The sequence below is a fragment of the Micrococcus sp. KRD077 genome (assembly GCF_017168505.1).
GTDB classification, from domain to species: domain Bacteria; phylum Actinomycetota; class Actinomycetes; order Actinomycetales; family Micrococcaceae; genus Micrococcus; species Micrococcus luteus.
Genome location: NZ_JABFAZ010000010.1, coordinates 14,649 through 37,421, shown reverse-complemented (window position 1 = coordinate 37,421; position 22,773 = coordinate 14,649). Strand labels below are relative to the sequence as shown.

Here is a 22,773-nt window from a genome sequence, read left to right as displayed (position 1 = left end):
GTGCCGGGGTGCGAGGGGCGTGGGGCAGGCTCATGCGTCTCCCGTCGACGGTGTGTGCCCACCAGGGAACCGTCCTCGTCTGGCCGCGGCATGGCCTGGGGGTGAACACCCGCGGAAGGGGCGGGCCACACCCGGTGGCCCGCGCACCCGGCCGCGCGGTGGAATCGGGGCCGCGAAACCGGTATGCTCGTCAGCCGTGGCCGTTCACGGTCACGTGCCTCCTTAGCTCAGCTGGCCAGAGCAGCTCCCTCGTAAAGAGCAGGTCGCCGGTTCGAATCCGGCAGGGGGCTCCCCCGGGCCCCGCCGCGTGATCACGCGGCGGGGTCCTCTCGTCTCCGGGCCGGCCCTCCGGGGCGCGCCGCCGTCAGAGCCCGGCTCCCAGCTCCTCCGCCCGGTCCAGGTGGCCGAGGGTGCGTTCGGCGTGCCGGCCGACCGACTCCGCCGAACCCTGACCGAGCCGGTACAGGGCGAGGGCCTGGGCGGTGGCGGCCAGCTCGTGCGCGGCGCGGGAGAGCTCACGGTGGACGTCGGCGGCCTCGGCCGGGATGTGCTCGCCGTCGCCCTCGTGGTCCCGGTGCAGGCGGACGCACAGGGCGCGGACCGCGGGGAGCCGTTCCGTGAGGACGTTACCGGCGTGGACCACGCCGTTGCGCTCCTCGGGGCTCAGCACGTCCGTGCCCCGCTGGCCCTCCAGCACCTGCCAGTAGCGGTCCAGGGCCCGGCCGAGTCGGTCGTGGGCACGGCGCCACAGCCCCGTGCCGAGCTCGCGGTCGTCGGCACGCTCCTGACGGAAGCGTGCGAAGGGCCCCCTCATGCGCGGTCGCCGGACGGCTGGCGCGCGTCGGCGGGGTCGGTGACGAGCACGACCTTGCCCGTGCGGGTGGCGGAGTCGAACCAGTCGAACGCCTCGGCGGCCTCGGCGAGCGGGAAGCACGCCCCGACGCTCGCGTCGATGCGGCCCGCCGCCACCAGGGGCCACACGGCACGTTCGGCCGCGGCCACGATCCCGGCCTTGTCCACGACCGAGCGGGAGCGGAGCGTCGCCCCCGTGAGCCAGCCGCGCTTGACCACCAGCTTCATGATGTTGAAGTCCTCCGGGACGGCGCCGCCCTGGACCGCGAGCGTCACGATGCGTCCCTCGGGGGCGAGCGCGGACACGTTGGGCGCCAGGTACGGGGCGCCGACGACGTCGAGGATGACGTCCGCGCCGTGGCCGTCCGTGACCTCCTTGACCCACGGGGCGAAGGCACCGGACTCGGCGGCGCGGTGGTCGAACATGTGCTCGGCGCCCAGCCGCCGACCGAGCGCCACCTTCTCCGGGCCGCCGGCGGTGCCCAGCACCCGTGCACCGAGCGCGGCGAGGAACTGGACGGCGAAGGAGCCGATGCCGCCGGTGGCGCCGTGCACGAGCACCCGGTCCCCGGCCTGCACGCCCGCACGGCCCACGAGCGCCGAGTGCACCGTGCAGGCGACCTCCGGCAGGGCCGCCGCCTCGACGAGGCCGACGCCGTCGGGGACGGCCATGAGCTGGCCCGCCGGCACGGCGACGTACTCGGCGAAGCCGCCGCCGGCCAGGAGCGCGCACACCCGGTCACCGACGGCGAAGCGCCCCTCACCCGGCATCCCGGCCTCGGGTCCCAGCGCCGCCACGGTGCCGGAGACCTCGAGCCCGGGGATCTCGGAGGCGCCGCGCGGCGGCGGATAGCGGCCCTCGCGCTGCGCGATGTCCGCGCGGTTGAGACCCGCGGCGGCCACGTGCACCAGCACCTCGCCCGGGCCGGGGTCCGGCACGGGCTCGTGGCCCACGCGGACGACGCCGTTGTCGCCGGCGCCGGTGAATCGCACGGCGCGCATCTGTGCGGGGACGTCCATGGGGGTCTCCTCCTCTGGTCGGGGGTCGAGGGTCGAGGGTCCATCCTCGCGCGCGGGGGCCGGACTCGCCACCGGTCGCCCGCCGGGCCACGGGCTAGAGTGGGTCCTCGACGCGGCGGCCCACGCCGTCGCGGTCAGGCCCGGGATGGTTGTCCGAGCGGCCGAAGGAGCCGGTCTTGAAAACCGGTGTGCGGTGACCCCGTGCCGAGGGTTCGAATCCCTCACCATCCGCGTGCACACGACGAGAGGCGGCGGGCCGGACGGCCCGCCGCCTCTCGTTCACCTGGAGGCCACCTGGATGTGATGGACTCCGCGCGTCACCCCGCCGTCCACCGGCGGCGCACCTCTGTCATCACGCATCCCGGGGAGAGCCATGCCCAGCCTGTTCCGCCGCCGTGCCGTCACCACGGCCGCCTGCACCGTCCTCGTCCTCGCGCCCGCGAGCGCGGCGCCCGCCCTGGCCGTCGAGACGGCCGCCGCGGACGAGACCACCATCTCGATCCTGTCCTTCAACGACTTCCACGGCGCGCTGTCCGCGGACTACATCGGCACGCAGTTCGCGGACACCGTGGAGGACTACCGCACCGCGTTCGAGGCCGAGCACGGCGCCGGCTCCACGCTGCTGACCAGCGCCGGCGACCTGATCGGTGGCTCGAAGTCCGTGTCCAACGTGCAGCAGGACAACCCGACGATCGACGTGATGAACGCGCTCGGCCTGGCCTCGCTGACCGCCGGCAACCACGAGTTCGACAAGGGCCTGGACGACCTGCAGGGCCGTGTGGAGTCCCGGGCCCAGTTCCCGGTGCTCTCCGCCAACCTGGTGGACCCGACGAGCAAGGAGCCCGTCCTCACCTCGCATGCCGTCTTCGACGTCAACGGCGTGCGCGTCGCGGTCATCGGCGCCTCCCCCAACGAGCTGTACGCGACCACCACCGGCGCGGGCCTGAAGGGCAACGAGGTCCTCGACGAGGTCGCCGCCGTGAACGCGGTCGCGGACGAGCTGGAGGCCCAGGACGCCGCCGACGTGATCGTGGCCTCGTACCACGACGGTGCCGCCGGCGCGGGCGAGCTGGCCGCCGAGCGGGCGGCCCGGGCCGAGTTCGACCGCATCGTCGGCGAGACCTCCTCCGCCGTGGACCTCATCTTCAACGCCCACACCCACCAGCTCTACCAGTACGACACCGCGGCCGGCGGCGCCCACCGCCCCGTGATCCAGGCGGGTGCCTCCGGCAGCCACCTGGCCGCCGTCGAGCTGACCGTGGGCGCCGACGGCGAGGTCACCCGGCTCACCCCGCGCCTGCTGGCCCGGTCCACGCAGGCCCCCGCCGAGGCCGCCGCGGAATCCCCCGTCACCGCCCAGGTGTACGCGATCGAGCAGGAGGCCGTCGCGGTCTTCGAGGACCTGCAGGGCGAGGTCGTGGCCGACCTGTCCGCCTCCATCACCACCGACTACCAGAAGCTCATCGACGCCGGCGGCTCCTGGAAGGCCGGCGGCACGCGCGCCGCCGAGACCACCCTGGGCACCTGGGTGGGCGACGCCGTCAAGCACGCCGCCGAGCAGGCGAACCCCGAGGTGGACCTCGGCGTGACCAACCCCGGCGGCCTGCGCTCCGAGCTGCTGACGGACCGCTTCACCGACGGCGGCGCGTTCCCGGCCAAGCCGGCCGACCTCGTCGGTCGCCTCACCCTGGGCGAGCTGCTCGACATGGCGCCGTTCGGCAACACCATCACCTACTTCGACATCCCGGGCTCCTCCATCAAGCTGGCCCTCGAGGAGAACTGGCGGAACGACGTGCGCAAGTTCACCCTCGGCTGGTCCGAGGAGCTGACCTGGACCTACGACGAGTCCCGCCCGCAGGGGGACAAGGTGACCGGCGTGTGGATCGACGGCGAGCCGCTCCAGGCGGACCGCATGTACACGGTGGCCAGCCAGTCGTTCCTGGCCGACGACACCTGGACGACGCTCGGGGACCCGACCAAGGCCCCCGACGGCTACACCGCCTTCGCGACCGGCCGCCAGAACTTCGTGAACATGGGCCTGTTGGACTCCCAGGCGATCACGGACTACGCCCGCGCCCAGGACGCGGCCCACGGCGCCGTCGCCCCGGACTTCGGCAAGAACGGCGTGCCGGTCACCGACGCCCCCGCCTCGGTCGAGGCCGGGCAGGCCGTCGGCCTGACCCTCGGGGACCTCGTGGTGGACTCCGACGGCGCCCCCGCGGCGACCGCGGTCGACGTCGCCTTCCGCACGGCCGACGGCACCGAGACCGCCCTGGGCACCGTGGCCGTCCCCGCGGGCTCCGAGACCGTCACGCTCTCCGGGATCACCGCCCCCGCCGCGGCGGGCACGGGCGAGCTCGTGATGACCGTGCGCTACGCCGACGGCAGCACGACCGTGGTGCGCCATGCCCTCGAGGTCACCGCGGCCCCGTCCCCCACCGAGCCGGAGCGGCAAGGGTCATGGCAAGGGCCATGACAAGGGCGCCGACCACCCGGGCAAGGGCCGCGTGAAGGGCGAGGACCACCCGGGCAAGGGCCGCGGCGTGCAGCGCGGCGCCGCCACGCACCCCGTCTTCTCCGCCCATGCCTGGCTGACCGCCGCGGGCCTGCCGCGCTGACCCATCGAGAACGAGACCGAGGACGACATGACCCCCCTGCCCCGCTTCGCCGCGCGCACCGCGGTGACCACCGCCGCCCTGGCCCTGCTCGCCCCCGCCGTGGCCCTGCCCTCCCAGGCCAGCCCGGCCGGCGACTCCCTCGTCATCAACGAGGCATACACCAACGGCGGCTCCGCGAACGCCGTGTACACCCACAAGTTCGTGGAGCTCTACAACCCCACCGACCAGCCGATCAACCTCGACGGCTGGTCCCTGCAGTACCGCTCCGCCGCCGGCACGGCCGCGACCCAGGGCACGGTCGCGCTGTCCGGCACGGTGCCCGCGAAGGGCCACTTCCTGGTCTCCGGCGGCTCCAACGGCACCGCGGGCGCGGCCCTGCCGCAGGCAGACCTCGTGGCCGGCGGGGCGTTCAACCCCGCGGGCACCAAGGGCACGATCGTGCTCGCGCGCCAGGCGGGCACCGTGACGGACCTGCCGGTCGGCTCCGTGGTGACCGGCCAGGTGCCGGGCGTCGCGGACGTGCTCGGCTACGGAGCCACGAACACCTTCGAAACAGCGGCTGCCGGCGCCCCCTCGGCCAACTCGGACCCGAAGTCCCTCACCCGCACGAACGGCGTGGACACGGACGACAACAGCGCCGACTTCACCGTCACCGACCAGGTCACCCCGACCAACGCCGCCGCCACCGGCGGCGAGCCGACCCCGGAGCCCGAGCCGCAGCCGACCCCGGCCGAGCGGATCACCATCGCCCAGCTCCAGGGCACCGGCACGGCCACCCCGTACGCCGGGCGCCAGGTGACCACCACCGGCGTCGTCACCGCCGTGTACTCCACGGGCGGCTACGACGGCTACTACATCCAGACCGCCGGCACCGGCGGCGACACCCCCGACGCCACCCCGGGCGCCTCCGACGGCGTGTTCGTGTACTCGCCGGACACGGTCGGCTCCGTGACGCTCGGCGACCACGTCCAGGTCACGGGCGAAGCGGCCGAGCACTACGGCCTCACGCAGATCAAGGTCGCCGCCGGCGGCGTGCTGCCGGTCGCCGAGCCCGGCGCCGTGGCCCCCACGCCGGTGGAGTTCCCGCTGGAGGAGGCCGACCGTGAGGCGCTCGAGGGCATGGTCCTCGCCCCGCAGGGCGACTGGACGGTCACGGACAACTACTCCCTCAACCAGTACGGCTCCCTCGGCATCGTCCCCGGCACCACGCCGCTGGACAACCCGACGTCCGTGGCTCGGCCCGGCGCCGAGGCCCAGGCCGTCGCGGCCGCCAACGCGCAGCAGCTGATCGTGCTCGACGACGGGGCCACCACGAACTTCATGCGCTCGCCGGGCAACCAGAACCCGCTGCCGTACCTGGACGCAGACCAGCCGGTGCGCGTGGGCGCGGGCCTGGAGTTCACCACCGGAGTCATCCTCGACTGGCGCTTCGACGCGTGGTCCTTCCAGCCGCTGGGCCACCTCACCGACGCCACGGCGGCCGCCGTCCAACCCGTGACGATCGAGGACACCCGCCCGGCCGAGGCCGCCCCCGAGGCGGTCGGCGGCAACGTCACCGTCGGCAGCTTCAACGTGCTCAACTACTTCACGACCCTGGGTCAGGACGTGGCCGGCTGCAGCGCCTACCGCGACCGCGCCGGCACCCCCGTCACCACGAACGGCTGCCTGCCGCGCGGCGCCTACACCTCCGAGGCGTTCGCCCGCCAGCAGGAGAAGATCGCGGCCGCGATCAACGGCCTCGGCACCTCGGTGGTCGCGCTCGAGGAGATCGAGAACTCCGAGAAGTTCGGCCTCGACCGGGACCACGCGCTGGCCCACCTCGTGGAGGCCCTCAACGCGCAGGCCGGCGAGCAGCGCTGGGCCTACGTGGCCTCCCCGGCCACCCGTCCCGCGCTCGCGGACGAGGACGTCATCCGCTCCGCGTTCATCTACCAGCCGGCCGAGGTCACCCCGGTGGGCGAGTCGGTGATCCTGGACGACCAGACGAACTTCGACAACGCCCGCGAGCCGATGGCCCAGCTGTTCCGCGCCGCCGACGGCACGTCCGAGGGGGCGGCCGGCACCGACTTCGTGGCGATCACCAACCACTTCAAGTCCAAGGGCGGCTCGGGTGCGACCGGGGACAACGTGGACGCGGGCGACGGCCAGGGCGCGTACAACGCGGACCGCGTGGGCCAGGCCGAGGCCCTCGTGGCCTTCGCCGAGCGCATGAAGGCCGAGACCGGCACCGACCGCGTCCTGCTGATGGGCGACTTCAACGCCTACGAGAAGGAGGACCCGATCCGCGTGCTCGAGGCGGCCGGGTACCTCTCGCAGGGCGCGCTCACGGGCGAGTACTCGTACGCGTTCGGCGGCGCCGTCGGCAGCCTGGACGGGATCTACGCCTCGCCGTCGGCGGCGACGGCGATCACCGGCCAGGACATCTGGATGATCAACGCGAACGAATCCGTGGCACTGGAGTACTCGCGCCACAACTACGTGGCCGAGGACCTGTACTCCGCGGACCAGTGGCGGTCCTCGGACCACAACCCGATCCTGGTGGGCCTCCAGCTCGACGCGCCCGTGACCGAGCCGACCCCGGAGCCGGAGCCCTCCCCGGGCGAGACCTGCGACGGCGTGACCGATCCGCGCGGCGTGCCGGGCAAGCCCGCGAACTCCGTGCGCGAGTGGCTGCGCTGCGTCGGCGCGACCCCGGGTCACGGCGGCGACCACCCGGGCAAGGGCCACGGCCCGGAGCACCCCGGCAAGGGCCGCGGGCCGGTCCGTCCCTGACGGGACGCGGGGCGCCGCACCCGGCATGACGACGGCGGGGCCGTCCGGGAGCCACCCGGACGGCCCCGCCGTCGTCGTGGGGGCTCAGCCGGCGAGCACGGCCGTCGCGGCGGCGTCGGCGTCGGCGAGGAAGAGGGCACGTCCGGCCGGATCGGCCCCGGCCTCGGCCGCGATCGCGGTGCCCCACTGCACGCCCGAGAGCTGCAGGCCCAGCACGAACACGTCCGCGTGGACCGTGCCGTCCGCGGCCCGCAGCCGGTACGGGCGGGCCGTGACGTCGAAGCCGGTGGCGGGCACGCGCACACCCTCCTCGTCCTCCCACGTCCCGGCCGCGGCGACGCCGTCCGCCAGCATCTGACGGACCAGCGGGGAGGCGGCGGCCTGCACGCGGTTGGGCGGCATCATCGCCTCCACCAGCCAGGCCCCCTCGACGACGGCGGGCCCCAGCGAGTCCTGCGCTCCCACCTGGGGGCTGTGGGCGGTGAATGCGTGTTCCTCGGCCTCGACCACGGGCGCGGGGCCGGCCCAGGTGAGCAGGCCGGCCCGGTGCACCGCGAGCATCTGCTCGACGCGCCACAGGGGCGGCCCGGAGGCGAGGCCCTCGACCAGCGGCTCGAACCAGCCCTGGACGTCCCGGATGCGGGAGGCCTCGGCGATCCGGCCCTCGGCGATCCACGCCTTGATCCGCAGTCGGCCGGCATGGAGCGCGCCGACGGCCATCATGAACGGGGACTCCTCCCCGAGGGCGGCCTCCACGCAGGCCTGCTCCATGAGGTCCGCGACGGCCCGCTGATAGTCCTCGTGGGAGGCGAACACGGCGTCCTCGAACGGGGACCCATAGGCCAGGATGTCGAGGAAGCGGCGGCCGGGGGCGTACCGCTGGAGGAGCTCCTCGGCGTGCGCGGAGGTCACGGGGGCGCCGCGGCCGGCCTCCTCGAGCTGGCCGACGAGCTCCCCGAGGAACCGGCGCGCCTCGACGGGCCCGCCGAGGATCTCGGGCTGGGCCCGGACGAGCGTGGCGTAGTAGTGCCGGACCACGTCGCGGTGCAGCAGCGGCCAGAGGTGCTCGGCGAGGTCCAGGGCCCCGTGCCGGGCGGCGAGGGCGTCCACGGCGGCGTCGGAGAGGTAGCTGAGGGTGACGCCGCGGGGCACGAAGGCGTCCACCTCCGCCTTGGGCAGGTACGGGATGCCGCGGCGGGACATCAGGTGCAGGCGCGGCTCGTCCCCCGACGGCTCGTACCGCAGGGCCCGGCCGGGTCCGTCGCCGGTGCGGCGGTACACCCCGCCCCGGCCCTGGGTGAGCTGGGCCAGCAGGTCGAACGCGTTCAGGCCCATGCCCCGCACGAGGACGTCCGCCCCGGCCTCCACGGTCTCCCAGTCCACGTCCGAGGGGATCTGCGGGCCCTGGTAGTGCAGCTCGTCCCGGCCCCGCGCGGCGGCGGCCATCCGGTTCTGGCCGGGGCTGAGCTCCGCCGGCTGATGGCCCAGGCAGAGCACGACGGCGTCCGCGTCGAGCGCGGAGACCGCACCGTCGGCGTCCCGCAGCTCCAGGCGGGCGCCGCCGTCGGGCCGGGGGTGCAGGGCGGTGGCCTCCGCGCGGTGCTCGACGACCTCGACGACCTCGGGGCGGGCGCGCAGCCCCGCGACGACGTCCTTGTACAGGTGCCGGAGGTAGCGCCCGTAGACCGCTCGGGCCGGGTACTGGTGGCGGCGCACGCCGAGGCTGGCCTCCGGGTGCACGCGACGCCACTGGTCGAAGGTCTGGGCGGCGGTGGAGGGGCGCAGACCGGGGTTGTCGGCGGCGCACGCGGTCGGGAAGAACGCGGGGGTGTTCATGAGGTACAGCTCGGACTGGTCCGTGCGCCACACCCGCCCTGGCCCGGGCGGATAGGGGTCCACGACGTCGATGCGCAGCCGCCGGGGGTGTGCGTCCGGGGCCGCGCCCTCGAGTCGGGCGAGGATCCGCTCCAGCAGCATGACGCCGCGGGGGCCGGCTCCCACCACTGCGAGGCGGCGCTCGGCCACCAGGGGCTCGGACATGGGGCCTCCACTCTCCTCGGGATCGTTTTCACGCCTGCGGCGCGCGTATTCCACACAATATCGGTGGCCGTCAAGGGTCGCGGACCGCATGCGCCACACTCCCACCGATCCCCCAGGATCCACAGCAGGCCCGGACGAAGAATCCGCGGAATCATGCGGATCACACCGAGATTCTGGGAGAAGTCTGGGAATTGGGAATCTGGGGGGCCGATGGTTGACGCCACTCGGGCCCATGGGGAATTGTGAATGAGCGTAAGGCAACAAAACACCAATTCAGAAGGAGAATTCCTCATGGACCGCAACGCTCTCGACCAGCTGCAGAACTCCACCGTCTTCGCCACCGACGGCGACAAGATCGGCTCCGTCGGTCAGGTCTACCTCGACGACGTCACCAACGAGCCCACCTTCGTCACGGTGAAGACCGGCCTGTTCGGCGCCCGCGAGACCTTCGTGCCGCTGCAGCAGGCCCAGACCACCACCGACGGCATCACGGTGCCCTTCGAGAAGTCCTTCGTGAAGGACGCCCCGAACGTGGACGCGGACGGCTCGCTGACCCCCGAGGAGGAGCAGCGCATCTACGAGTACTACTCCATGGAGTACTCCGCCGCGGATCACGACGGCGACGTGCGTCGTGACGACGTGCGCACCGACGCCGGCGCCGCCGGCGTGGCCGGCACCGCGGGTGTGGCCGGCGTGGCCGACCGCCGCGACGAGGCCGTCGTGGACGGCGACCGCCGCGACGTGGCCGATCGTGACCGCCGCGAGGTGACCGACGCCGACTCCGTCGTCGTCAAGGACGAGCACCTGAACGTCGGCACCGAGCGCCGCGCCTCCGGCCGCGTCCGTCTGCGCAAGCAGGCCTACACCACCACCGAGACCGTCGAGGTGCCCGTCACCCGCGAGGAGGTCGTGGTGGAGCGCGAGTCCGTCGACCCGAACTCCGCCGAGGCCCGCACCGCCGGCCGCGACGGCGACGTCGAGGTCACCACCTACGAGGAGACCCCGGTCGTCAACAAGACCGTGGACGCCGAGAAGGTCTCCCTGGGCAAGCGCCAGGTGCAGGACACCGAGACGGTGACCGAGGAGGTCCGCCACGAGGACGTCAAGGTCGACGGCGACGCCACCGATCGCGACCTCGACGGCCGCAACGACCGCAAGGATCGCATCTGATCTGAACGGACGCGTCGGCCTCAGGCCGGACGGCTGACAGATCACGCGGGGCCCCGGATCCATGGATCCGGGGCCCCGCTCGTGCGCGATGGTGATCCGTCCGTGAGCACGCCGCTCCTTTGCCCTGCCCTGGCCTGGCGCGCTAAACTGAACCGGTCTGACCGCGCGTCGCCCCGTGCGAGGCGCGCCGGATGGAGGAGACGTGCCAGAGCGGCCGAATGGACTTCACTGCTAATGAAGGGCTCGACGAAAGTTGGGCCGGGGGTTCAAATCCCCCCGTCTCCGCTGGTAGGGGCCGGAACCCGTGTGGTTCCGGCCCTTTCCGCATGTCTAGGCCGTTTTCGTGTGGACACGGAGTATGCACCAGTAGGCACAGAGTAGCCTCAATCCCGACTAATGCCCGACTAGTCGGTAGTCGGTCGGGCGGTGACCGGAACGGAGAGGCCCAGACATGGCGACCCCGCGCAAGCTCCCACGAGGCATCACCCTGAACCCGAGCGGGCGCTACCGCGTGAAGCTGTACGCCCAGGATCGGGAGTTCAGCCTGGGCACGTTCGCCGCGCTCGCGGACGCTAAGGCCGCTCTAGCCGTGGCCCAGGGGGAGGTTGCCCGGGGCACGTTCATTCCCCCTGCCGAGCGGCGTAGGGCACTGAAGGCCGAGGCGGAGGCCGCGAGCGCCCGCACCGCCGCCGAGGCTCGGACGGTGCGCCAGCTGGCCGATGCTTTCCTAGCGTGGAAGGAGGGGGCCGGGCTGGCATGGGGAAGCGTCTACACCTACCGGCGGCACCTAGAGGGGCATTTCCTCCCGGAGTTCGGTGACCGGGCTGTGGGCGCGGTGACGGCGGCGGACCTGAATGCATGGTTAGACCGGTTGGAGTCTGACCACGGGGCATCGGTGGCCCCGGAGGTTCACGGGACCGTCACGGCGCTGTTCAAGTTCGCCGCCGGTCAGGCCCGCGACCTGCCCCGAGGGTTCGCCCCGTGGATCGCCGCGTCCCCTGTGCCTGCGTTGACACGTAGCCGGCGGCGCGAGCACCGGGAGGTGACGATCCTCTCCCCCTCCGAGCTGGCCCGCCTGTCCGAGCTGATGACCTACCCCGAGGACCGGGCACTGATCCTCACCGCCGGATGGTGTGCCCTGCGGATCGGTGAGGCCCTGGCCCTGCGGCGTCGGCACGTCGTCACCGATGACGCCGGACGCCTCATGCTGCGGATCGAGACCCAAGTGCAGGCGCGAGGGAGAGGCATCTACGAGGCCCCGCCCAAGTCCGAGGCCGGGCGGAGGACCATCTACGTTCCTGCGCTCGCCAGAGAGGCGCTGACGGCCCACCTGGCCCAGCACGTCGGGGCCACGGCGGAGGCGCTGCTGTTTCCCCGGCGCGGCGGTGGGAACCGGCTGAACAACCCGAACACCATCGGGAAGCGGCTCAAATCCGCCGTGGACCTGCTCAACCGCGAGCGCGAGGACGCCGGGGCGGAGCCGTTGGGTCGGTTCACATTCCACGGGCTGCGGCACACCGGCCTGACCCGCATGGGCCAGCAAGGGGCCACGGAGGCCGAGCTGATGGCATTCGCCGGACACTCCGACCCCAAGGCGGTCCGCATCTACCAGCACGCCGAACGGAACCGGCTCGCCGCGCTCGCCGACCGGATGACCGGGGAGGACGCATGAGCACGCCGAGCCGTCAGGGGCACTTCATCACGGTGGTCTGTGCCCACCCCCGGCACCGGGGTGAGCGCCGGTGGATCGTCACCCGCTTCATGGGGACTGCGGACGGCTCGCCCGTGGACTGGATCGAGATACCGGGTACTAGCCGTGCGTGGCGGGCCGAGAGGAAACACCCGTCGCCAGACCGGAACGCCGCCGAACTGGGCTGGGTGTCCGACAAGCCGGGTCACCGGTTCTACTACCAGCACGGTCAGTCCCGGCCGCTCTTCGAGCTGCTGAACGAGTACGGGGAACCCCGGGATGTCTCTGCCCCAATCGAGAACCGCGTCATCCTGTGGTGCGAGCGGTGTGCCCGAGCGGGGCGAACCCCCGAGCTGCGTTGCCCGGAGCCCGAGCTGTGGCGGCTGCTGGACCTCCTGCTTGCGGCGGGCCGGGAATCCGTCACGGTCCGCGAGCTGATACAGGCGCGCCAACAAGTACGGCCAGAGTAGGCACGTCTGCGCGCATGTATGATTCTTAGTAGCGGGAGGCATCGTGACCTCTAGTCCGCGCGTAGATGCGCCGGGCTGACTAGGCCCAAGCTGGACGCCCAATGTAGGGACCAGGGAAGGCCTCAGAGTCATGCCCGGAGGTACACCGCATGTCTGCCCCTCTCCCGTCGCACCTGACCATCGTTCAGTCCGCCGACCTGCTCCAAGTGTCCCGAGACACCATCCGCCGACTGATCGCGTCCGGTGACCTGAAGGCCTACCGCATCGGCCCCAGCACCAACCGCCGCCGCCCCATCCGCGTGGACCGGGACAGTCTGCTAGCCCTGCGCGAGCCGGTCACCAGCCTGGCCGCTCTGAAGGCCGGTGAGGCCGCGTGACCCTCCCCCAGACACGAGAACGCCGCCCCCACGCTGTAGGAGCGGCGCCCTGGAAGTCGTATGACGGCGACGAGACCAGGATACCGACCGCGAGCGCCCCCGAGGGGCTGGCCACCCCCTTGTTCGTTGCCGACCTGCTGGGCCGGCTGGCCGAGGCCGAGCACGCCCCCTCGTGCACCTGCGGGGACTGGGGCCGCGCCCTGGCGCTCGTGCTGGCCCTGGCATCCGAACACGAGTGCACAGCACACCCGGCCATCGTGGAGTCCGTGGCCCGCACGTTCGCGGGCTGGGACGGCGCTGACGCGGCGGAGGACCGGTCTGTGACCCGTTTCCGGGTGTGGCACGCGGCCGCCCGTGCAGACATCAATGAGGGGATGGCCGCATGATCCCGAGCGAGGAAGAGGTGGATTGGTCAGAGGTGACCGGTTCGACCCATTCGTCCGGTCCGTCCGGTTCGACCAGAGAGGCCGGACCAGTCGGTCCGATACTGGACGCCGTAGACGGATGGCTGTCCCGGTTCATCCGCACGACCACCCCGGAGGACATTCACCTGCTGACCCTGTGGGCTGCGCATACCTACGTGGTGGAGCAGACCTACACGTCCCCGCGTCTAGTTGAGTCCCGCATAGTGGTGTAGCGCCCGGTGGTCGGGCGTGTCGTCTCAGACGTGGACGCGGCCACCGTGTGATCCGTCGAGTCAACCTTCCACAGAATCCTCGAATGGAGTCATCACGATGACCGCTGCAGGCTCACCACCGTGACCAACACCGGAGACGAGGTGGACCCCGACACCGAACTCACCCTCGGCCTCAGCGCCTGACCCCCATGAAGGATCAGACCGCTACACCATCACGAGGGGCTTGACCCCGCGTCTCCAGATTGATTCTGTGATGCCGGGGTCCGGCAAGACGACATGTCTGGAGCACCTGGCCCACCTGGCCCGCCACCCGTTGTCCGCGTCCACCATCTCCAGTGAGGCCCTGTTGCCCCGCGTGCTGGAGAGCGGCATTCGCACGATCCTCATCGACGAGGCGGACCGCTCGTTGGACATGAAGAATCCGATCATGGCCGGAGTCCTGGCGACCATCAACACCGGCTACAAACGGGGCGGATCACGGCCCGTGCTCGTGAAGGATTCCGAGGGCAATTGGACAGATCGTGAGATGTCCACGTTCGCCCCCGTCGCCCTGGCCGGCAATAACCCCAACCTGCCGGACGACACACGGTCACGGTGCATCCGCGTGCTGCTGATGCCCGACCTCGACGGGACCGCCGAGCCGTCCGACTGGGAAGACCTGGAGGACGACGCCGACCAGCTGCAAGTGCAGCTGTCCGAGTCAATGGACGCGGCGCGAGACGCCGTTGCAGAGGCACGCCCGGAGCTGCCGCCCGGGTGCGTGGCGCGGCATCGGGAGAAGTGGCGCCCCCTCGCCCGTGTCGCCGCCGTGGCCGGTGGTCGGTGGCCGTCCATCGCTGAACAACTCATCCTGCGTGATCTGCAAGAGCACGAGACAGAGAAGGAAGAAGGGCTGATGGACCGGCCGCTGCGCGTACACCTGCTGTTCGACCTGGCCGAGGTCTGGCGAGAGGGGGAGATGTTCGTGCCGACGCCCGAACTCATCGCCCGACTCGCCCACCTCGCCCCGCACCGCTGGGGAGTCGAGTCCTTGAAGGGACTCACGCCCCAGGGACTCGGGCGCATGTTGATGACCGGCTACAAGATCGCCAGTGACCGCGAGCCGGCCGGAGCACGACGACGCGGGTACACCCGCCAGGCGCTCGAACCCGCGTGGCGACTGTTCCATATCGACCTGTCCGATTCCGACCGGACCAGTCCGGTCTAACCGGACGGACCGGACCAACCGTCCGAACCGGCTCCATTGACGGCCCTCGACCACCTCACGGTCGGGGGCCGTCGTCATCCCGGGATCGACCGCGAGCGCCCGCCAAGCAGTGCCCGCGCTCGCGGACGTGGCCCCAGACCGCCCAACCCCGTGAATGGGGGCACCCATCGGACCCATGAAGGCCCCAGCGGAGGCGGCGACCCATGATGCCGACCCCATGGAAAGAGCCCCCGAGCGTGGACCTCATGGAAGGAGAACGCTCACCCCTGGCCCGTTTCCACGTCCATCAGGTCCGCGAGACGGAGGAAGTAGTCCGCGAGCGCCCGTGCCTGCCGTGCGTCCGGGAGGAACGCCCCACCCGTGGACAGCTCCGAGTCCTCCACCCGCACATCGGCCCACGCAACGCGGGGACGCCCGGGTGCCTCCGTGGTGACGATCTTCCCGTAGACGGTCAGGGTGGACGTGCCCGGGGACTCTAGGGCCACGGCCCCCAGGTGGATCGTGTGCTCCGTGTCCAGCGTGACCAACGTGCTCCCGGTGGCGGTCTGGTGGCCGGTGGCGGCGCTCGCGGTGAGTCCAGCGTCGTGCTGCTGCGTGGTGTTCGTCATGGTCCGTGATCCGATCTACTACCCCGGCTAGCGCCGAGAATCCCGACTACTGCCCGACTAGGCAACAGTCACCGGATGCATACGCCCATGTCACAGGCAGGTTGGCGGAGACTCCCCCCGTCTCCGCGAGAGAGGGCCGGAATCCACGCGATTCCGGCCCTCTTCGCGTCTGCGCGCGGCGACCTGACATGCCGACCGGCCGGTGACTAGCCCTCCCCGCGGCGCTCCCGCATGCGGCGCAGCAGCTCGTACGCCTCCGGGACGGAGAGCTCCGAGTGGCTGGACAGCTGGACGGCGGCGGACTCGAGGTTGCCGTCCCGCACCATGGCGGAGAGCTGGTCGCGCAGCCACGGCGGCAGGTCCTGCGAGGAGAGGCGGACGGAGTCCGTCCCCCGCATCACCTCGACCTCGAAGGGGAGCTCCTCCTCGGCGGGGGCGGCGGTCCACTCGGCCGGGACGGTCAGGGTGGTCAGCTCATCGGCGGGCGTCGCCGTCGGACGCGGCGCAGCTGAGGCGTGGTCGGTGTCCTGCTGGGCGTCGTCCTCGGCCACAGCGTCAGAGGTCTCGCGTTCGGTCGTCTGGGCGTCCGGCTCCCTCCGCCCGCTCAAATCCTGTCCGGGCCGCTTCGGCCCGGGGGTCTCGGCCGGGACCGCGTCGTCCCGGTGGGGCTCTCCATGGTCGTCGGGAACGGGCCCCGCGACTCCGGCGGACGTGGCGTCCGGTTCCTGCACCGGCTCGGAGTAGACCTGCGGATGCACGGCGAGGGACTGCACGTCCATGACGGCGTCCTTCAGGCCGCGTCCCGTGTGGGCGCGGTAGTCGCGCACGGCCTCCATCACGCGGCTCTGGGCGATGTGCCCGTACACGCGCCGATGGGCGTCCTCGTCCAGCAGCCCCGCCGCCACACGCGCCCGCTCCGGTCCGATGTCCAGCCCGCGACCGGACGGCGTGCGCTGATCCGCCGCCTGACGCGCTCGACCGGCCGACATCCACCGGGCGGCGGCGAACGCGAGGGCGCCGATGACGACCACCGCGAGGACAGGGACGAGATATTCCATGCCTCCAGTCTAGGTGTGGCCCGCGAGGGCCATGCCGACGGCCGCGGCGCCACATCACAACCTGGTCACAGTTCTGCCAGGGCCCCAGAGCCACCGAGGGCCTCGCCTACGGTGGAATGCGGAGTCCTCCGTGTCTGGACACGGCGGCCATGGAGGAGACACTCCGCCCGCCACTCGACCGAGCCAGGAGACCGCATGTCCTTCCCCCGCCCGTCCGCCCGCTCCCATGAGGGCGTGCCGATGCGGGCCTTCACGGCGGAGGAACGCCCGCCGCAGTTCGTCCTCTTCTCCTTCGACGGCGGCCGTCAGGACGCGCGCTGGAAGACCTTCCTGGACGCGGCCGCGGACTCCGACGCGAAGTTCACGGTGTTCCAGTCCGCGATCAACCTCATCGAGACCGCCAATCGGGAGAACTACACGGCGCCCGGCAACGAGCCCGGCTACGTGGGCACGGAGTTCGGCGGCGACGAGGCCGAGGTGGCGCAGCGCATCGAGAACATCAACACGGCCCACGCCGCCGGCCACGAGATCGGCACCCACTACGCGGGCCACCTGTGCGCGCCCACGAGGTACGGCGCAGACCAGTGGTCCACGGCCGAATGGGAGCAGGAGTACGGCTCGTTCACGGACATCCTCTCCGACCCCGGCACCTACAACCCGGGCAGCTCCCTGCCGGCGCTGGAGGTCACCCCCGACGACGTCAAGGGAGGACGTCTGCCCTGCCTCGACGGGGAGTGGGACCAGCTCGTCCCGATGTGGAAGGACAACGGACTCGAGTACGACACGTCGCGTGCCGCGGCCGCCTCCGGCGTCGCCTGGCCCTACCAGGAGGACGGGATCTGGGAGTTCGAGATGCCGATGACCTGGTCCCCCGTGCTCGCCGAGAAGGACGCGGCCAGCCCGTTCGTGATGGCGATGGACTACAACTTCTGGATCTCCGGCAACGGCGGCAAGGACATCCCGGAGGACGTCGCCCGACTCACCGACTTCCAGTACCGCACCTACCGCTACATGTACGACTCGGCGTTCGCGGGCAACCGCGCCCCGCTGGTCTTCGGCAACCACTTCAACGACTGGGGTCTCAACGCGTTCAACCCGGCTGTGGAGAAGGTCATGCGCGAGGTCTGCGTCGAGGAGGACACCTACTGCGTGACCTACCAGCAGATGATCGCGTGGCTCGAGCTGCAGGACCCGGAGGTCCTCGCCGCCTGGCGCGACCAGGCCCGGTCCGCCACCGGCACGGATGCCGAGGCCCTCGGCTGGTGACCCGCGGGTCGGCCCGCTGACACCCGCCCCCACGACGGCCCCGGCTCAGCGCGCCGGGGCCGTCCCGCGCCCGCGCAGCACGACGACGGCGCTCGCCAGGGCGGTCAGCACCAGGGCCAGGACCATCAGCACCGTCCCCGGCCACCCGTGGGACTCGTGGAACACGCCGCCCAGCCAGCCGAAGAGACTCGAGCCGGCGTAGTACGCGAAGTTGTACAGGGAGGTCGACTGGGCGCGGCCCGTGGGGGCGGCCGTCCCAGACCACGCGGAGGCCACGGCGTGGGCGGCGAAGAACGCGCCCGTCACGAGCACGAGGGCGGGCACCAGCACCGCCGGATGCGGGACCGACGTGAGGGCGACGCCTGCCGCCATGGCCGCCGTCGCACCGGCCAGGACGGGCAGCCGGCCCACCCGCGCGGCCAGCCGACCCGCGCGCGGCGACGACCACGTGCCCGCGAGATAGGCGAGGAAGACGAGGCCGGCCGCCGTCGGCGTCCAGGAGAACGGCGGGTCGAGCAGGCGGTACCCCACGAAGTTGTACAGCGCCACGAACCCACCCATCAGCAGCGCCCCCTGCAGGTAGACGGCGACGAGCTCCGGCGAGCGCAGGTGGCCGCGCACGATGCGCACGAGCGTCGCCGGGGAGGTGGGCGACGGCGTGAAACGTCGGGCGCGCGGCGTGATCGCCAGGAACCCAACGGTGCACAGCACCCCGACCACGGTGACGGCCAGCATCCCGCCGCGCCACGAGGACGCCTCCGCGACGGGCAGGGCGAGGAGCCGGCCGGAGAGCCCGCCGAGGGTGGTGCCGGCGATGTAGGTGCCGGCGGCAGCCGCGACCGCGTGCGGGACCACCTCCTCCGCCAGCAGCGCCACGGCGAGTCCCGCGACGCCCCCGTGCGCCATGCCCTCGAGCAGGCGCAGGCCCAGCATGGCCTCGAACGTGGGTGCGAGGACGCCCGTGAGCGCGCACGCACTGGCGGAGACCATCGAGACCACCATGGCGCGTCGGCGGCCCCACCGGTCCCCGGCCACGGACCACGGCACCACCGACAGGGCGAGGCCGAGTGTGCTGGCGGAGACGAGCAGGGCGGCACGGTCCGCGGGGACGCCCAGGTCGTCGCTGACCAGCGGCAGCAGGCCCTGCGGGGAGTAGAGCTGGGCGAACGTGGCCACCCCCGCCAGGAACAGCCCGATCAGCAGCCTGCGGTACGCGGGCTCCCCGGGAGCGGCCGGCGCGGGTCCCGACGGCGGGACGGCCGGGGGCCCCGCGCTCGGGGGCGGAGTGGTCGGGGGCACGCCCTCACTGTATCCAGGCTGTCCACTACGATCGGTCGGGTGACTACCTCGACCCCCTCCCTCGACCTGCACGACTCCTTCAAGGCGTACGACGTCCGCGGCATCGTGGGCGAGTCCATCACGGCGGAGAGCGTCCGCGCGGTGGGCGCGGCCTTCGTGGACGTGCTGGGCCTGGCCGGTCACACCGTGCTGGTCGGCGGGGACATGCGCCCCTCCTCGCCCGCGTTCATGACGGCCTTCGCCGAGGGTGCCACGCGCCGCGGCGCCGACGTCGTCACCCTGGGGCTGATCTCCACGGACATGCTCTACTACGCGGCGGGCGTGAAGCAGGCCGCGGGCGTGGTGTTCACCGCCTCGCACAACCCGGCCGAGTACAACGGCATGAAGATGGCCCAGGCCGGCGCCGTGCCGGTCTCCTCGGACACCGGGCTGTTCGAGATCCGCGACGCGGCCCAGGCCTACCTCGACGCCGGTGAGATCCCCGCCGCCGAGACCGCCGGCACCGTGACGGAGGAGGACATCCTCCCCGGCTACGCCGCATACCTGCGCTCGCTCGTGGACCTGACGGGGGTGCGCCGCCTGAAGGTCGTGGTGGACGCGGGCAACGGCATGGCGGGCAAGACCACCCCGGCCGTCCTCGGCGACGCCGAGCTGGCCGCCCTGCCGCTGGAGATCGAGCCGCTCTACTTCGAGCTGGACGGCACCTTCCCGAACCACCCGGCCAACCCGCTGGAACCGGAGAACCTGCGGGACCTGCAGGCCGCCGTCGTGGAGCACGGCGCGGACATCGGCCTGGCCTTCGACGGCGACGCCGACCGCTGCTTCGTGATCGACGAGCAGGGCGCCCCGGTCTCCCCCTCCGCGGTCACCGCCCTGGTGGCCCGCCGCGAGATCGCCCGCGCGAAGGCCGACGGCGAGCAGACCCCCGTGGTCATCCACAACCTGATCACCTCCCGCGCCGTCCCCGAGCTCGTGGCGGCCGACGGGGGCCGGGCCGTGGAGACCCGCGTGGGCCACTCCTTCATCAAGGCGGTCATGGCCGCCGAGTCCGCCGTCTTCGGCGGCGAACACTCCGCGCACTACTACTTCCGCGACTTCTTCAACGCGGACACCGGCATGCTCGCGGCCATGCACGTGCTGGCGGCCCTGGGCGGCCAGGAGCAGCCGCTGTCCGAGCTGGCCGAGGAGTACGAGCCGTACGTGGCCTCCGGAGAGATCAACTCGCAGGTCGCGGACAAGGACGCCGCCGTGGCCGCGGTGGTGGCGCAGTTCGCCCCCGCCGTGGGCGAGGGCGTCGGCGAGGGCCAGGCCGTGCACGAGGACTTCGCCGGGGTGGCCACCACGGTGACCCGCATGGACGGCACCACGGTCGCCGCCCAGGACGGCACGTGGTGGTTCAACCTCCGCCCGTCCAACACGGAGCCGTTCCTGCGCTACAACGGCGAGGCCCGCACGGCCGCCACCATGGAGGCGCTCCGCGACGCCGTGCTGGCGATCGTCCGCGCGGAGCGCTGACCTCGGCGGCTCATCCGGCCTGGGCCAGGACGAGCGGCAGCACCCCCTGGGCGCCGGCCTCGCGCAGCACCCGCGCAGCCTCGGCGAGCGACCACCGCGAGTCGACGAGGTCGTCGACCAGCAGCACGGGGCCGTGGCGGCCGGCGTCCGGGGCGGTGCGCAACATCTGCGCCATCGCCTCGGGGACGGCGAACCGGCCGTACACGGACCCGAGCCGGTAGGCGCTGTTGCCGCCCGGCCCGGCCGTGGGGCCGCCGCGCGCGTGCTCAAGCGAGCCGAGGAACGGCAGCCGGCCGATCCGGGCGATCCCCTCGGCGAACGACCCCACCAGCTGCGGGCGGGTGCGCGAGGGCATCGCGACGACGGCGATCGGCCGCGTCCGCCACCCCCAGCCGGCCAGGACGTCGACGGCGCCCCGCAGGACCTCCTCCGGCACCGGCGCGTCCTCCCGGTCCAGCAGGTCCCGCAGGACGGTGCCCCACCCGAGGTCCGTCAGGCGGGCGAGCGCGCGGCCCTCCTCGGCCTGCGACTCGGACGCGATGCGCCCCTTGACGGGCACGCCCAGCCGGTCCATGCCCGAGGGCCACATGCGACGGGGCTCGATCGGCACACCGGTGCGGCGCAGGGCGGCCTCCGCGCGCTCACGCGCCGCCCCGTCCGATCCCGTCGGGTACCAGGGGCCGGCGCAGACGTCGCAGCGGCCGCACGGCGCCGCGGTGGGGTCGTCCAGGGTGCGGGCCAGGAACTCCATGCGGCACCGGTCCGTGGTCTGGTAGTCGAGCATGAGCCGCTCCTCGGCCCGGCGGGCCTCGGCCACGCGGGCGTACCGCTCGGCGTCGTACGTCCACTCCCGCCCGGTGGCGCGCCAGCCGCCGCCCACCCGCTCGACCGCCCCGTCCACGGCGAGGACCTTGAGCAGCAGCTCCAGGGAGGTGCGCTTGATCCGCACGGACGGCTCGAGCGCCGCCACGGAGAGGGCCCCGCCGTGGTCCGCGAGCGCCCCCAGCACGGCGCGCGCCTGCCCCTCGTCCGGCATGGAGGCGGTGGCGAAGTACTCCCAGATACGACGGTCCTCGGGCCCGGGCAGCAGGAGCACGTCCGCGTGGTCCGTCCCGCGGCCGGCGCGGCCGACCTGCTGGTAGTACGCCACGGGCGAGCCCGGCGCACCGAGGTGCACCACGAACGTCAGATCCGGCTTGTCGAAGCCCATGCCGAGCGCCGAGGTGGCCACGACGGCCTTCACCCGGTTGGCCTTGAGGTCCTCCTCGATCTCGGCGCGACGCTCCGGGTCCGTGCGGCCCGTGTAGGCGACCACCTCGTGCCCCGCCTCGCGCAGGGCGCGCGCCGTGTCCTCGGCGGCGGAGACGGTGAGGGCGTAGACGATCCCGGAGCCCGGCAGGTCCCCGAGGTGGTCGAGGAGCCAGGCCAGGCGCGCGGCCGGGCTGGGCATGCGCAGCACGCCCAGGCGCAGCGAGGCGCGGGCCAGGGGGCCGCGGAGCACGAACACGTCCTGCTCGGAGGCGACGCCGAGCTGCTCCACCACGTCCGCCACCACACGGGCGTTGGCCGTGGCGGTGGTGGCCAGCACGGGCACCGCGCGCGGCCCCTCGGCGGGAAGCAGCCCGATCAGGTCCCGGATGCGGCGGTAGTCCGGCCGGAAGTCGTGGCCCCAGTCGGAGATGCAGTGGGCCTCGTCCACCACGAGCAGACCCATGCGCGCCACGAGGTCCGGCAGCTGCTCGTCCCGGAACCGGGGGTTCGTGAGGCGCTCGGGCGAGATCAGCAGCACGTCCACCTCGTCCGCCGCGAGCCGGGCCCGGACCTCGTCCCACTCCGTGGCGTTCGCCGAGCTCACGGACACCGCGCGCACGCCCGCCCGGGCGGCGGCCGCGACCTGGTCCCGCATGAGCGCGAGCAGCGGGGAGACGATCAGCGTGGGCCCCGCGCCGCGGGCGCGCAGCAGGAGGGAGGCCACGAAGTACACGGCGGACTTGCCCCAGCCGGTGCGCTGCACCACCAGGGCGCGGCGGCGGTGGGCCACGAGCGCCTCGATCGCCTCGAACTGCCCGTCCTTGAATCGCGCGTCCGGCCGGTCCACGAGCCGACGCAGGACGGCCAGGGCCTCCTCGTGCAGCGCGGCGTCGCCCCCCGGCACGGGGGTCTCGGGGAGGCGG

General features: G+C 72.7%; 17 protein-coding genes and 3 tRNA genes. 13 read left to right on the top strand and 7 right to left on the bottom strand.

The features are described from left to right. Positions 1-216 precede the first annotated feature (216 nt). Positions 217-290 (top strand) — tRNA-Thr (locus tag J1M39_RS03705). 74 nt (positions 291-364) lie between these two features. Here the strand turns inward: J1M39_RS03705 and J1M39_RS03700 are convergent. Then, positions 365-814 carry a hypothetical protein gene (locus tag J1M39_RS03700; RefSeq protein ID WP_002858061.1) on the bottom strand — a complete coding sequence of 150 codons (450 nt, stop codon included), beginning with the start codon at positions 812-814 and terminating at the stop codon, positions 365-367. Next, positions 811-1,872, bottom strand: a complete 1,062-nt coding sequence (locus J1M39_RS03695) for an NAD(P)H-quinone oxidoreductase (RefSeq protein WP_095695326.1) — start codon at positions 1,870-1,872, stop codon at positions 811-813. The genes J1M39_RS03700 and J1M39_RS03695 overlap by 4 nt, the downstream gene beginning before the upstream one ends. 143 nt (positions 1,873-2,015) lie before the next feature. Here J1M39_RS03695 and J1M39_RS03690 point away from each other — a divergent pair. From J1M39_RS03690 to J1M39_RS03680, 3 genes are all read left to right on the top strand, one after another. Next, a tRNA-Ser gene (locus J1M39_RS03690) sits at positions 2,016-2,103 on the top strand. 142 nt (positions 2,104-2,245) lie between these two features. After that, positions 2,246-4,348: a bifunctional metallophosphatase/5'-nucleotidase gene (locus tag J1M39_RS03685; RefSeq protein WP_241253838.1), complete on the top strand. Its 2,103-nt coding sequence runs from the start codon at positions 2,246-2,248 to the stop codon at positions 4,346-4,348. Between the two features lie 169 nt (positions 4,349-4,517). Next, complete coding sequence (locus tag J1M39_RS03680) at positions 4,518-7,262, top strand: ExeM/NucH family extracellular endonuclease (RefSeq protein WP_186303361.1); 2,745 nt, start codon at positions 4,518-4,520, stop codon at positions 7,260-7,262. Positions 7,263-7,346: 84 nt separating this feature from the next. Here the strand turns inward: J1M39_RS03680 and J1M39_RS03675 are convergent, their stop codons facing one another. Next, positions 7,347-9,302, bottom strand: a complete 1,956-nt coding sequence (locus tag J1M39_RS03675; protein WP_060973962.1) for an FAD/NAD(P)-binding protein — start codon at positions 9,300-9,302, stop codon at positions 7,347-7,349. A gap of 291 nt (positions 9,303-9,593) precedes the next feature. Here J1M39_RS03675 and J1M39_RS03670 point away from each other — a divergent pair, with 291 nt between their 5' ends. The 7 genes from J1M39_RS03670 to J1M39_RS03640 all read left to right on the top strand — a co-directional run bounded on the left by J1M39_RS03670 (position 9,594) and on the right by J1M39_RS03640 (position 14,853). Next, positions 9,594-10,472, top strand: a complete 879-nt coding sequence (locus J1M39_RS03670; protein ID WP_069941541.1) for a PRC and DUF2382 domain-containing protein — start codon at positions 9,594-9,596, stop codon at positions 10,470-10,472. A 196-nt stretch (positions 10,473-10,668) separates the two neighbouring features. After that, a tRNA-Ser gene (locus tag J1M39_RS03665) sits at positions 10,669-10,757 on the top strand. Positions 10,758-10,923: 166 nt separating this feature from the next. Next, complete coding sequence (locus tag J1M39_RS03660; RefSeq protein WP_069941540.1) at positions 10,924-12,144, top strand: tyrosine-type recombinase/integrase; 1,221 nt, start codon at positions 10,924-10,926, stop codon at positions 12,142-12,144. Then, positions 12,141-12,632: a hypothetical protein gene (locus J1M39_RS03655; protein WP_041102872.1), complete on the top strand. Its 492-nt coding sequence runs from the start codon at positions 12,141-12,143 to the stop codon at positions 12,630-12,632. Before J1M39_RS03660 ends, J1M39_RS03655 begins: the two co-directional genes overlap by 4 nt. 149 nt (positions 12,633-12,781) lie before the next feature. Then, entirely contained in the window at positions 12,782-13,009 is a 228-nt protein-coding gene (locus J1M39_RS03650; protein WP_052520020.1) for a helix-turn-helix domain-containing protein, read from the top strand. Positions 13,010-13,128: 119 nt separating this feature from the next. Next, positions 13,129-13,395, top strand: a complete 267-nt coding sequence (locus tag J1M39_RS03645) for a hypothetical protein (RefSeq protein ID WP_141724184.1) — start codon at positions 13,129-13,131, stop codon at positions 13,393-13,395. 504 nt (positions 13,396-13,899) lie between these two features. Then, on the top strand, positions 13,900-14,853 hold the full coding sequence (locus tag J1M39_RS03640) for a DUF3631 domain-containing protein (protein WP_102708786.1): 954 nt from the start codon (positions 13,900-13,902) through the stop codon (positions 14,851-14,853). 260 nt (positions 14,854-15,113) lie between these two features. On the opposite strand, the gene J1M39_RS03635 is transcribed toward J1M39_RS03640, so the two are convergent. Continuing rightward, positions 15,114-15,461 (bottom strand): hypothetical protein, encoded by a 348-nt coding sequence (locus J1M39_RS03635; RefSeq protein WP_069941739.1) that lies wholly within the window; start codon positions 15,459-15,461, stop codon positions 15,114-15,116. A gap of 206 nt (positions 15,462-15,667) precedes the next feature. After that, a complete protein-coding gene (locus tag J1M39_RS03630) occupies positions 15,668-16,519 on the bottom strand; it encodes a hypothetical protein (RefSeq protein WP_102708785.1) in 852 nt (283 codons plus the stop codon). 195 nt (positions 16,520-16,714) lie between these two features. Between J1M39_RS03630 and J1M39_RS03625 the strand changes: the two genes are divergently transcribed. Next, complete coding sequence (locus tag J1M39_RS03625; RefSeq protein WP_241253837.1) at positions 16,715-17,785, top strand: hypothetical protein; 1,071 nt, start codon at positions 16,715-16,717, stop codon at positions 17,783-17,785. 45 nt (positions 17,786-17,830) lie between these two features. Here J1M39_RS03625 and J1M39_RS03620 read toward each other — a convergent pair whose 3' ends face one another. Next, the gene (locus J1M39_RS03620; RefSeq protein ID WP_256748653.1) at positions 17,831-18,982 is read right to left on the bottom strand and encodes an MFS transporter; all 1,152 of its coding nucleotides are present in this window, start codon (positions 18,980-18,982) and stop codon (positions 17,831-17,833) included. A gap of 141 nt (positions 18,983-19,123) precedes the next feature. On the opposite strand from J1M39_RS03620, the gene J1M39_RS03615 reads away from it, so the two are divergent. Beyond that, the gene (locus J1M39_RS03615) at positions 19,124-20,599 is read left to right on the top strand and encodes a phosphomannomutase/phosphoglucomutase (RefSeq protein WP_063189907.1); all 1,476 of its coding nucleotides are present in this window, start codon (positions 19,124-19,126) and stop codon (positions 20,597-20,599) included. Positions 20,600-20,609: 10 nt separating this feature from the next. Here the strand turns inward: J1M39_RS03615 and J1M39_RS03610 are convergent. Further along, positions 20,610-22,773, bottom strand: a 2,164-nt coding sequence (locus J1M39_RS03610; RefSeq protein WP_241253836.1) for a RecQ family ATP-dependent DNA helicase, incomplete at its 5' end; no start/stop codon positions are given.